The following is an 11,474-nucleotide window of genomic DNA, read 5'->3' on the forward strand; positions in this document are numbered from 1 at the left end:
GCTACCAGCAGTCGACCTTCGGTGCCCACTTCGTCGAGGCTGCCGTCGATAGCTTCACTGGCGAGATCCGGATCCGCCGCATGCTCGCGGTGTGCGCAGCCGGCCGAATCCTGAATCCGCTGACCGCGCGCAGCCAGGTCGTCGGAGCCATGACCATGGGCGCGGGAGCCGCCTTGATGGAGGAACTCGCGGTCGACAAGCGGCGCGGGTTCTTCGTGAACCACGACTTGGCCGGTTATGAAGTGCCGGTTCATGCCGACATACCGCATCACGAAGTGATTTTCCTCGACGAGGCTGACGACAAGGTCTCGCCCATGAAGGCGAAGGGCGTGGCCGAACTCGGCATATGCGGAGTTGCCGCCGCAATTGCCAACGCAGTTTACAACGCAAGCGGCGTCCGTGTCCGTGAATACCCGGTGACCCTGGATAAACACCTGGATCGCTTGCCGGCGGTCTCATGATGTGTGGTTCGGTGGTTCGTGACGGTGCGAGCGGCACGCCGTGGCAAGCGCTCAAGACGTCTCGGACCTTCGAAAACCGAGTCACCGGCTCCTGTAGCGCAGCGCGTCGACAATCAGCGAGAAAGCCGGCGAAGGTTGTCGTCGGCTGGGATAGTAGAGGTGGTACCCGGGGAACGGCGGACACCAATCCGCCAACACGCGGACCAGCCGGCCTTCTGAAACGTGCGGCTGCACCTGCCCCTCGGTGAGGTAGGCGAGGCCCAGACCTTTCATCGCCCCGTCCAGAAGAAGGCCGGCACTGTTGAACACCAACTGCCCGTCGACCCGCACGTTGAGCTCGCGTTCGTTCTTCTGGAACTCCCACGCGTAGAGGCTGCCGCCATGCGTCGGCAGGCGAAGGTTGAGGCAGTTGTGCTGGGTGAGGTCCTGCGGAGTCTTCGGCCGCTTGCGGTCGGCGAAATAGGACGGGGAGCCGACCACGGCCATCCGCAGATCGGGGCTGACGCGCACGGCGATCATGTCCTTGGCGACGAGCTCCCCGGGGCGGATGCCGGCATCGACCTGCTGCGCGACGATGTTGGTGAGACCGTAATCGACGATCACCTCGACGTGGATGTCGGGATACTGGGGTAGAAGTCGGCTTAGGGCGGGAAACAGGATCGCGCTGGCGGCGTACTCTCCTGCGGTGACCCGAATGATTCCCGCAGGTTTCTCGCGAAGCTCGCCGAGCGCCGCGAGCTCGGCATCCATCTCCGTGAACTTGGGTCCAACGTTTAGGAACAGCCGTTCCCCGGCTTGTGTTGGGGTGACGCTGCGCGTCGTCCGGTTCAACAATCGAACCCCGAGCCGCTCCTCCAGATTCCGGACGATTTGACTGAGGGCGGACTGGGTCATGCCGAGCTTCGCCGCGGCGCGGGTGAAATTCCGCTCCCTCGCGACTGCAAGGAAGGCGACGAGGTCGCTGGCATTGTCCGGTTCATTGATTAGCGGTCCTAATGGCTCCAATCGAAATCTATCACCTAATCGGGGAGCTTCGAAAGTCCTAGGTTCTGATCAGCCATCGAGCCGCAGCATTGGCTCCAGAAGAGGGCAATGACCCGGACATGTCCATCACGACCATCCAAGAGCGTGCTTCGGCCGCCAGCATCACCGCCACTTTGCTGCCCATCATGGGCCTGGTGTTCGTCGGCTTCCTCGTTATTGGCGTGGCGATGCCCGTGCTTCCGCTTCATGTGCACGACGGGCTGGGTCTCGGCACATTTGTGGTGGGTCTGGTCGCCGGCAGCCAGTTCGCGGCTTCGTTGATCTCGCGGCCATGGGCGGGACATTTCTCCGATGCGCGCGGGGCGAAACGCGGCGTGGTCGCCGGCTTGCTGGCGGCGGCCACCGCCGGACTGCTCTATCTTCTCTCGTCCGGTTTCAGCGGATCACCGTTGATCTCGGTCGCGATCCTCCTCGCGGGCCGTGCGCTGCTCGGCGGAGCGGAGAGTTTCATCATCACGGCGGCGGTGAGCTGGGGACTGGCGCTCGCGCATTCGAGCCACACGGGAAAGGTGATCGCCTGGGTGGGATCGGCCATGTTCGCGGCCTTCGCGATCGGCGCGCCGGCTGGCTCCGCGCTATATGCGGCCTACGGATTCGCCGCGATCTCGCTGGCGACTACGTTGGCTTCGCTCGCGGCGCTGCCTCTCGTCGCTCTTCTGCCGGCCGTCGCACCGGCGAAACACGCTCGGGCCTCGTTCGTCGAAGTGGTCGGCGCCGTCTGGGTGCCGGGCTTGGGATCGGCGCTCGGCTCTGTGGGCTTCGGCGCCGTGACCACGTTCGTCGTCCTGCTTTTCGCAGCGAAGGGTTGGGCCAACGGATGGGCAGCGTACACCGCCTATGCGGTCGCTTTCATCCTGGCGAGGGTGTTCTTCAGCCATCTGGCTGACAGGATCGGCGGCGCGAAGGTCGCGCTGGTCTGCGCCGCGATCGAAGCCGTCGGCCAAGCGCTGATCTGGCTCGCGGTTCGCCCCGAGATGGCGCTCGCCGGCGCGGCGCTCACCGGCTTCGGCTTCTCGCTGGTCTATCCCGGCTTCGGTGTCGAAGCGGTCCGCCGCGTGCCGGCACAGAGCCGGGGTCTCGCCATGGGCGCCTACACCGCGTTCCTCGATCTCGCCCAGGGCCTGGCCAGTCCCGCGCTCGGTCTGATCGCTGCCGGGTCGAGACTGAACGCTCTGTTTCTCGTCAGTTCGGGCACCGTGCTCTGCGCTTCGCTCGTCGCCTGGTGGCTGATCGTGAACCCATCGAGCTTGGAAGGATCCCCGCAATGAGAACGCTTGCAGCCACTTTGATCTCACTCTGCCTGTTCGCCGGCGCGGCTGCCGCGCAGGCACCCAAGGAAGGAGCAACCGCCATGCCCAAGCCCGAAGACGTCCGCGCCGTCGCGCCGGCCCTCGAAAGCTATGCGCAGAAATTCGTCGTCGACGACTTGTGGAAGCGACCGGGCCTGTCCCGCCGCGACCGCGGCATCGTCACGGTGGCCGCGCTGATCGCCCGCGACCAGACAATCGAACTGCCGCACTACCTGGCGCTCGCGCTCGACAACGGCGTGAAGCCGGCGGAGATATCGGAGATCATCACGCACCTGGCGTTCTACACCGGCTGGGCGAGTGCGATGGATGCGATCCCGGCAGCGAGGGACGCGTTCAAGAGCCGCAACATCGGAGCCGATCAGCTCCCGCCGGCGACGGGACCGCAGTTGCCTCTCGACGAAGCGGCGGAGAAGCAGCGGGCGACGCGCGTCGGAGAGCAGTTCGGGCAGATCACGCCGAGCCTCGCCCAGTACACGACCGACGTGCTGTTTCGGGATCTCTGGCTGAGGCCGGCGCTCGCTCCCCGCGACCGCAGCATGGTCACCGTGAGCGCTCTGATCGCGACCGGTCAGGTTGCGCAAGTCACCTATCACCTGAACCGCGCGATGGACAACGGACTGACGAAGGAAGAGGCCGGCGAGATGCTCGGTCACCTCGCGTTCTACGCCGGCTGGCCCAACGCATTCTCGGCTGCGCCGGTGGTCAAGGATGTCATCGAAAAGCGCCCGCGCTGAGAGGAACGTCATGCCGCACGTCATCGTTAAGCTCTATTCCGGGAAGTCGAAACAGCAGAAGGCCGCGCTGGCCGAAGCCGTAACGAAGGCCGTGGTGGAAAGTCTGGACTACGGCCGGGACTCTGTGTCGGTCGGCATCGAAGATGTCGATCCGAAGGATTGGACCAGCCGCGTCTTTGGGCCGGACATCGTCGACAAGCTCGACACCATCTTCAAGAAACCCGGCTACGACCCTCGCTGAAGGACGAAGGTGATGATCACCCGCAGAGGTGTGCTCATCGGCGGCTGCACCGCCGCTGTCATCTATATCCGCGGATCGTCGGCGCAGACGACCGGCCAATCGAAAGAGTTCAACATGGACATCGACATCAAAAGAAACGGCTCACGCCCTTCGCAGAAGGGTCCGGAAGACTGGTTCACCGGGACCGTTCGCATCGACCCGCTCTTCCAGCCGCAGGATCCCGCTCGGACGGGCGCGGGTCAGGTGACCTTCGAGCCCGGCGCCCGTACTGCCTGGCATACCCATCCGCTCGGGCAGACGCTGATCGTCACGGCCGGACTCGGCTGGGTCCAGCGCGAGGGTGGGCCCGTCGAGGAAATCCGGCCTGGCGACGTGGTCTGGTTTCCGCCCGGACTGAAGCACTGGCACGGCGCCTCGCCGACCACCGCGATGACGCACATCGCGGTCCACGAATCGCTGAACGGCAAGAACGTGGACTGGATGGAGAAGGTCAACGACGAGCAGTACCGAAAGTGATCGGAACGACCGCGCCTGTGACACCGACCAACGCATAGCTTTGACTTCGGGAGAGACCCCATGATTGCTCAAGAGACTTTCACGCTCGCTGACGGCGTGGCGATTCCCAAGTTGGGCTTCGGCACGTGGATGATCGACGACCGCGAGGTTGCCGGTCTCGTTCAGCAGGCTTTGGCGCTTGGCTACCGCCACGTCGACACCGCCCAAGCCTACGCCAACGAACGCGGCGTCGGGGAAGGGCTACGCGCCAGCGGCATCGCGCGCGACGAACTATTCGTCACGACGAAGCTCGCCGCGGAATGTAAGTCCTACTCCGAAGCTCGGACGCTGATCGACGACTCGCTGGCCTCCTTGGGCGTCGGGCACATAGACCTGATGCTCATCCATAGCCCGCAGCCTTGGACCGAATTCCGCAAGGGAGAGCGCTATTTTGAAGGCAACCTCGAGGCTTGGCGCGCGCTCGAGGAAGGCCACGCCGCCGGCAAGCTGCGCGCGATCGGCGTTTCAAACTTCGACCAGGTAGATCTGGACAATATCCTCGAAAATGCGGCCGTGAAGCCCACGGTCAATCAGATCTTGGCACACGTCGGCAACACGCCGTTCGACCTGATCGACCACTGCAGCAGCCGCGACGTGCTGGTGGAAGCCTATTCTCCGGTCGCGCACGGCGCCGTCCTGACGAATCCCGGACTGGCCGAGCTCGCTGCCAAATACGGTGTCTCCGTCGCGCAGCTCTGCATTCGCTACTGCCTGGAGCTCGGGCTCCTGCCGCTGCCGAAGACCGTCCGCCCCGAGCATTTACGCAGCAACATTGCCGTCGACTTCGAAATCGCCGCCGAGGACATGGCGACGCTCAAGGGCTTCGACCACGACGACGCCGCGAAGTTTCCGGTGTTCGGGAAAAGTCGGTGACTGCTTGCCATGATCGAAGGCCCGCGAATGCACGATAGGAGAGCATGATGAACCCTCGTTACGATTTCAATGGCCAGGTCGCGCTGGTCACAGGCGCTGCCAAGGGCATGGGACTGACAACCGCGTGCATGTTTGCCGAGAGCGGAGCTTCCGTCGTCCTTTGTGATTTGGACGGTGACTTGGCCGCGCAAGCGGCGGACCAAATCGTCCGCGGCGGAGGCTCGGCGATCGGATTAAGGTGCGATGTCTCAGACGAGGCCCAGGTCGCTGCAGCCGTCGATCGGGCGGCTGCCGAATACGGGCGGCTCGATATGGCGTTCAACAACGCTGGGATACAGGTGCCCCCGTCCGACGCCGCGGACGAGCCGATCGAACAGTTCGATCGGGTGGTCGCCGTCAATCAGCGGGGCGTTTGGAGTTGCATGAAGCACGAGCTCCGCATCATGCGCGAACAGGGCTCCGGCGCTATCGTGAATTGCTCCTCGCTCGGAGGCCTCGTCGGCTTGCCGCAGCGGGCGGCCTATCACGGGACCAAGCATGCCGTGCTCGGCATGACCAAGAGCGCTGGCGTGGAGTATGCGCCGCGTGGAATCCGGATCAATGCTGTATGTCCAGGGACGATCGACACTCCGATGGTTGCGGACATGCTGCAAGGTCAGTCCGACGCAATGGCAGAGATCATGAAGCAGCAGTCAATCGGGCGCCTCGGCCGTCCGGAGGAGGTCGCCGCAGCGGTGCTCTGGCTGTGCAGCCCGGCCGCGAGCTTCGTCATCGGCATCGGCCTGACAGTCGACGGCGGGTTCACTGCTCACTAACCGCTGAGCGCGGCTTTGTGTCGGTCGCTTCCTTCTACTTGATCTTCGATCATATAGGCCAACCCGAGCCCGTCCGGACGGCGTTGAGGCGCAGCGACAGGTTCGTGAACACCAGTTGACCGTCGACGCGGTGCACGGGTCCTTCTACAGGGCCGGCAAGGCGCGAAAGGAGCAGGACGGGAGTCGAACCCGCGCGCGATCGCCAGCCGCGACCGGTCCCCCGGCTCGGACCACGCCCATTACCCCAGATTTGAACGGAGGGCCCGTTTCCGCGGACGAGAGCACCTGTCGCTTCAGACCTGCCCGGAAACGGTCGATGAGCATACAGGGCGTCCGGAGACCGGTCAGCTCGACCAGGGCCGTGGGACCCAACTCGATGAGGGTGCCGAGCGGCATCCGCTCCAAGTCCAGGCCAGTCGTTGTGATATTCTCACCCATGTCCCCCGCTGCGACCTCGAAGCCGGCTTCCGCGAGGAATGCAAAGAGCTCGGCCGGGATCAGGTGGACCTGCCGGAGATTGGGTGTCAATCGGCGTTCGACTGGGACCCCCTATCGGCATCCAAAAGGCTTATTCCATGCCGAAACACAGCCCCCGGCGGCCGGCGCAGTTCCTTTGCTCAAAATCGAACCTGAGGCCGTCGGAACGGCTGCATCGACCATTGGTTTTCCGGGATGTGGGCTGCGAAGCTCGGAGACGCCGCGATGATCGAAACGTCTACCATTTTGGTGAAATGCCCCCGTTGCGGCACATGGCCTATGGCCGCGATCCTTCCGAAACCGACGAACCCTCTGCAGCAGATTCGTTTCACGTGCCCGAAATGTCGTCACCAGGAGGAGGGTCGGCTAAGCCGAACGGCACAGCAAGGCTTCGACGCCGCTTAGGAATGGGTGTAGATCCCGACCGGAGGCTCTCGGGCCGAGCAAGGCGCCTAATATTCACCTTGTCAGTACGGCGGCATGGCTTCGCGGGCTGCAGGACTTGAGCATCGTCGCCTCTGCGGATGACATCATTCAAGCGATGACGATCCGACGAAGCGTCCGCGGAAGTTCGCCGATCCACCGGACGGCATCGACGATCGGCAGCACGCGGAAGCGGTGAACGGCTCGTCTCCGCGACGGCTGCCCCGCGTGATGAGGCAGAGACCGACTCGGGGTACACGGACGGTCGATCCCCGAACTGTTCCATGAGATCCGACGCCGCACGCCAGGTCATTGGGTGCGCGCCAACTACACCGGACGTCACGAGATACCATCGCCGGATACACTTAAATATTGCTTGGAACGTGGGTGCGTGAAAGACTGCCAGCAGAACGGTTCCTGCCGACCTCTTGCGCTCTTTCTGTGCGCATGAAGGCGAGCTCGGTCATGCGGGCGAAACGTCGAACGCCACATCGCGCCGTTACGAAGTTTCTCCTATATTTGGAGGGAATCTCGGATGAACTACATTCAACATTTCATCGCGATCGTGACAATCGCATTTGCCTGTGGCAGCGCCACTAGTGCCCTCGCGCAGATCGAAACCCAAAAGTCAGACACTGAATGGCCAGGATACAACGGCGGCTACGACGCCACTCGTTTCTCGGCTCTCGCTCAAATCAACAAGGAGAACGTTGCTTCTCTTCAGGAGGTCGCACGTTTCAAAATTCCAGAAACCCTGAGCTTCCAATCGGGCCCGGTCGTCATCGCCGACACAATGTTCGTCACGACGCTGGTAAACACCTATGCAGTCGACGCCCGCAACGGTCAGCAACGATGGGCGCGCCACCACGATCTGAAAGATCCCGGCCCCGGGAGGCTTGGACGCGGAGTCGCCTACGCGGACGGCCGGGTATTCCGAGGGCTGACCGACGGCCATCTCGTGGCGCTGGACGCCAAAACCGGCGAGGTGATTTGGGACGTCGTCGGCGCCGACAGCAAGGCAGGTGAATTCTACACTTCCGTACCCGTCTTGTGGGAAGGACGCGTGTTCATCGGCAATGCGGGAAGCGACTACGGGGCGATCGGCCACGTCAGGGCGTTCGAAGCGAATACCGGCAGACGTTTGTGGAACTTCGACACCATTCCGTCCACCGGCGACGCCGCCAAGACGTGGCCCGACGATCCGGCCAGGGTCAAAGCCGGCGGCGGCACGTACTCGTCCTATGCGTTGGATACCGAGGCTGGGCTGCTCTATTCCCCGGTGGGCAACCCTGGGCCGGATTTCGTCAGAGACTATCGGCCAGGCGATAATCTTTACACCAGCAGTGTCGTTGTTCTCGACGCAAGGACCGGAGAGCTGAAGGGCTACCAGCAGCTCGTGAAGAACGATTTCCACGACTGGGATGTGGCGGCGAGCCCGATCCTCTTTACCTCAAAAGCCGGGCGGAAGATGGTCGCGGCAGCGGGCAAGAATGGCTATGTTTACGGGCTGAGCCCGGACTTGCACGAGGTGTTTTTCAAGACGCCGGTCACGCGCATCGAGAATGTCGATGCGCCACTGACCGCCGAAGGGACTCGCTTCCTCCCGGGCACACAAGGCGGGACAAATTGGTACGGCCCGTCCTATTCGCCGCCTCTCAACGCATTGTTCGTCCCTACCATCGACTGGGGCACTACGATCAAGCTCGCCGGTCCGGAAAGTCTGAAGCACGAACCGCCCAAGCCTTTCATCGGTTCCGCCAATGGTTTTGGCGAGCAGGACCCGCAGCGCTTCGGCCACATTACCGCCGTCGACGCCGACAGCGGCAAGGTGATCTGGACGTACGATACCGATACCCCGATGGTTGCAGCGGTTACTCCGACCGCGAGTGGCTTGCTCTTCACCGCCGACACCAAGGGTAATTTTATCGCATTGGACGCCGCGAGCGGGACTGTATTGCTCAAGAAGGCTCTAGGCGACCCCGTGGGCGGCGGCGTAGTGACCTACATGCTCGGGGGAGTTCAGTATGTGGCAGTCGCCGGCGGAATGAAAAATCCCATCGTTCTCACCGACAGCGGACCGGCCTGGGTCGCAATTTTCTCACTGCCAGGTCGGCCCAAGCCGTAAGCCTCGGCGTTCGGCCCCCTCGTGCCGGCGGAGGATACGGTGATGCCTGCCGCCAAGCCCGTATTTGGCTGCTTTTGATGGCGCTCAGACTGCGTGCGATGCCAGTCTTGGAGGCTTGCCGTCCCGATTGAGAAGGCCGCACGTCAACGTGCGGATGCGGAGAGGCGGTGACCCATGAGACGTACCAGACTGCTTGTCGCCGGAATCGCCTTGCTTTCCGTTGACGCCCACGCCCAGGAGGCGCCGATCAAAATTGATCCTTCAAAAATGATGCGGGTGGGCTCGATCGACGAGCGGTTCCAGTCCTACAACATCGAAATGTTGGAAGTTACCGGCGGGATGTTCTGGAAGCCATACGGTTCGGTTTCGCGGAAGCAGCCAAGCGGCACTTCAGAGAAATCGGATGTCCCCGCCGGCATGGACGCCAATCTGTACGAATATCGTGCGCCGGTCGATCTTTCGAACGACAAGCTTCGCAAGCTCGCATCTGCGCTGGGCCCGGCGTACGTTCGAGTGAGCGGAACGTGGGCGAATACCACGTACTTCGCGGACGCGGATCCGGCGCCTTCGTCGCCGCCGCCTGGCTTCAGCGGCGTGCTGAGCCGCGAACGCTGGAGGGGAGTGGTCGAATTTGCGGCGGCGAGCGGTGCGAAGATCGTGACATCGATGGCGATCAGTCCTGGGGTTCGCGATTCAGCCGGCGTCTGGACGCCTGGCCAGGCGAGGCGGCTTCTCGATTACACGCATTCGATCGGCGGCGACATCGCCGCGGCCGAATTCATGAACGAGCCCACCATGGCGACGATGGGCGGCGCGCCAAAAGGCTACGACGCGGAGTCCTTCGGTCGCGACTTCAGGCTCTTCGCGTCGTTCGCCAGGCAAGCGGCTTCGGGCATGCGCATCCTGGGCCCGGGCTCCGTGGGCGAGACGACGGCTCCGGATGCGATGATACAGTACGGGTCTCAGGGCGTCATGGCGACGTCTGACATGCTTCGACGGATGGGTACGGACATCGACGCGTTTTCCTATCACCATTACGGGGCGGCCTCGCAGCGGTGTGCGGGAACGCCTGGAATGCCGCAGACGACCGCGGATGCCGCGCTCTCCGAAGAGTGGCTCGGCCGCACCGATCAGACGCTCGCGTTCTATCGCACCCTTCGTGACGAGTTTGATCCCGGAAAGCCGATGTGGCTTACCGAGACGGCCGATGCCGCCTGCGGCGGAAATCCCTGGGCCTCCACGTTTCTCGATACTTTCCGATATCTCGACCAGTTGGGGCGCTTGGCGAGGCAAGGTGTTCAAGTGGTGATGCACAACACTTTGGCGGCGAGCGATTACGCGCTCCTCGACGAGAATACGCTGAGACCGCGCCCCAATTACTGGGCCGCGTTGTTGTGGCGCAAGCTGATGGGGACGACGGTTCTGGACTCCGGCGTCGAGATCGCCGAGGGGAAGCATGTCTACGCTCACTGCCTGCGCGGCGTGCCCGGCGGCGTCGCCCTGCTTGTCCTAAACAATTCAAAGAGTGAGACCGTCATGGAGATACCGCTGGAAGGCAGGCGATACACTCTCTCCGCCGAGCAAATGCGGAGCGGCGATGTCGAATTGAACGGGATGTTGCTCAAGCTCGACGAGGGGGGCGATTTTCCGGCCATCGAAGGCGCGGCGACCGCCACGGGATCCGTGTCGTTCGCGCCGGGTACGACCACTTTTCTGACAATCGGGAGTTCACGGAACGCTGCTTGTGGCAGTTCGTAAAGGAGATTTGAGAATGGCGTCGCCGTGGCGTAGCCGAAGCTTCGTCAGCCCAGTCAAAATTGCTTGCGCTAAAAAAGAAAGGGGCGAAGACTAGATCGCTTCAGTCATGCGATGGAGCCGCCCATGACCGCCAACGGGAACTCTTCCGATCCGGCACTCCACAACCTGGAAGCCCTGCTCCCCGACTTGGCTGATCTCTACAAGGACGTGCATTCGCACCCAGAACTGTCGATGCAGGAGACGCGCACTGCCAAGCTGGCGGCGGACAGGCTTACTGCCGCGGGCTTCGAAGTGACGTCGGGCGTCGGAAAGACGGGGGTAGTGGGCCTCCTTCGCAACGGCGACGGCCCGACCGTCATGCTGCGCGCGGACATGGACGCGCTACCCGTTCAGGAAGCGACAGGCCTCCCCTACGCGAGCACGGCGACGGCCACCGATCGAGACGGCAATACGGTCCCGGTATCGCATATGTGCGGCCATGACATGCATGTGACCTGGCTGGCGGGTGCCACCAAGTTGCTCGCGGAAGCCAAGACGTCTTGGCGGGGTACGCTGATGGCGGTCTTCCAACCGGCGGAAGAAACGGCAGAAGGTGCTCAGGCCATGATCGACGACGGCTTGTTCAAGCGCTTTCCGAAACCTGACGTCATTCTCGGTC

General features: G+C 63.1%; 12 protein-coding genes. 10 read left to right on the top strand and 2 right to left on the bottom strand.

The window, feature by feature from the left end; translation table 11 throughout:
* Nucleotides 1-461: molybdopterin cofactor-binding domain-containing protein (locus IVB13_RS24990; protein WP_247490813.1), on the top strand; the 461-nt coding region annotated here is incomplete at its 5' end.
* An 81-nt stretch (nt 462-542) separates the two neighbouring features.
* On the opposite strand, the gene IVB13_RS24995 is transcribed toward IVB13_RS24990, so the two are convergent.
* Nucleotides 543-1,445 carry a LysR family transcriptional regulator gene (locus tag IVB13_RS24995; RefSeq protein ID WP_247490947.1) on the bottom strand — a complete coding sequence of 301 codons (903 nt, stop codon included), beginning with the start codon at nt 1,443-1,445 and terminating at the stop codon, nt 543-545.
* Nucleotides 1,446-1,564: 119 nt separating this feature from the next.
* Here IVB13_RS24995 and IVB13_RS25000 point away from each other — a divergent pair, with 119 nt between their 5' ends.
* The 6 genes from IVB13_RS25000 (at nt 1,565) to IVB13_RS25025 (ending at nt 6,033) form a co-directional block, all read left to right on the top strand.
* Nucleotides 1,565-2,773, top strand: coding sequence for an arabinose transporter (locus IVB13_RS25000; RefSeq protein WP_247490815.1), 1,209 nt, complete (start codon nt 1,565-1,567; stop codon nt 2,771-2,773).
* Nucleotides 2,770-3,549: a carboxymuconolactone decarboxylase family protein gene (locus tag IVB13_RS25005; RefSeq protein WP_247490817.1), complete on the top strand. Its 780-nt coding sequence runs from the start codon at nt 2,770-2,772 to the stop codon at nt 3,547-3,549. The genes IVB13_RS25000 and IVB13_RS25005 overlap by 4 nt, the downstream gene beginning before the upstream one ends.
* A 10-nt stretch (nt 3,550-3,559) precedes the next feature.
* On the top strand, nt 3,560-3,790 hold the full coding sequence (locus IVB13_RS25010) for a tautomerase family protein (protein ID WP_018460174.1): 231 nt from the start codon (nt 3,560-3,562) through the stop codon (nt 3,788-3,790).
* 120 nt (nt 3,791-3,910) lie between these two features.
* The gene (locus IVB13_RS25015) at nt 3,911-4,306 is read left to right on the top strand and encodes a cupin domain-containing protein (protein WP_039801228.1); all 396 of its coding nucleotides are present in this window, start codon (nt 3,911-3,913) and stop codon (nt 4,304-4,306) included.
* Between the two features lie 60 nt (nt 4,307-4,366).
* Complete coding sequence (locus tag IVB13_RS25020; RefSeq protein WP_247490819.1) at nt 4,367-5,218, top strand: aldo/keto reductase; 852 nt, start codon at nt 4,367-4,369, stop codon at nt 5,216-5,218.
* Nucleotides 5,219-5,265: 47 nt separating this feature from the next.
* A complete protein-coding gene (locus IVB13_RS25025) occupies nt 5,266-6,033 on the top strand; it encodes a glucose 1-dehydrogenase (protein WP_247490821.1) in 768 nt (255 codons plus the stop codon).
* A 144-nt stretch (nt 6,034-6,177) separates the two neighbouring features.
* Here the strand turns inward: IVB13_RS25025 and IVB13_RS25030 are convergent, their stop codons facing one another.
* Nucleotides 6,178-6,561 carry an MOSC domain-containing protein gene (locus IVB13_RS25030; protein ID WP_247490823.1) on the bottom strand — a complete coding sequence of 128 codons (384 nt, stop codon included), beginning with the start codon at nt 6,559-6,561 and terminating at the stop codon, nt 6,178-6,180.
* A 907-nt stretch (nt 6,562-7,468) separates the two neighbouring features.
* Here IVB13_RS25030 and IVB13_RS25035 point away from each other — a divergent pair.
* From IVB13_RS25035 to IVB13_RS25045, 3 genes are all read left to right on the top strand, one after another.
* Nucleotides 7,469-9,058, top strand: a complete 1,590-nt coding sequence (locus IVB13_RS25035) for a PQQ-binding-like beta-propeller repeat protein (RefSeq protein ID WP_247490825.1) — start codon at nt 7,469-7,471, stop codon at nt 9,056-9,058.
* A 174-nt stretch (nt 9,059-9,232) separates the two neighbouring features.
* A complete protein-coding gene (locus tag IVB13_RS25040) occupies nt 9,233-10,816 on the top strand; it encodes a hypothetical protein (RefSeq protein ID WP_247490827.1) in 1,584 nt (527 codons plus the stop codon).
* Between the two features lie 123 nt (nt 10,817-10,939).
* A partial coding sequence (locus tag IVB13_RS25045) for a M20/M25/M40 family metallo-hydrolase (RefSeq protein ID WP_247490829.1) occupies nt 10,940-11,474 on the top strand: 535 nt, incomplete at its 3' end.

Source organism: Bradyrhizobium sp. 17, assembly GCF_023073515.1.
GTDB classification, from domain to species: domain Bacteria; phylum Pseudomonadota; class Alphaproteobacteria; order Rhizobiales; family Xanthobacteraceae; genus Bradyrhizobium; species Bradyrhizobium canariense_D.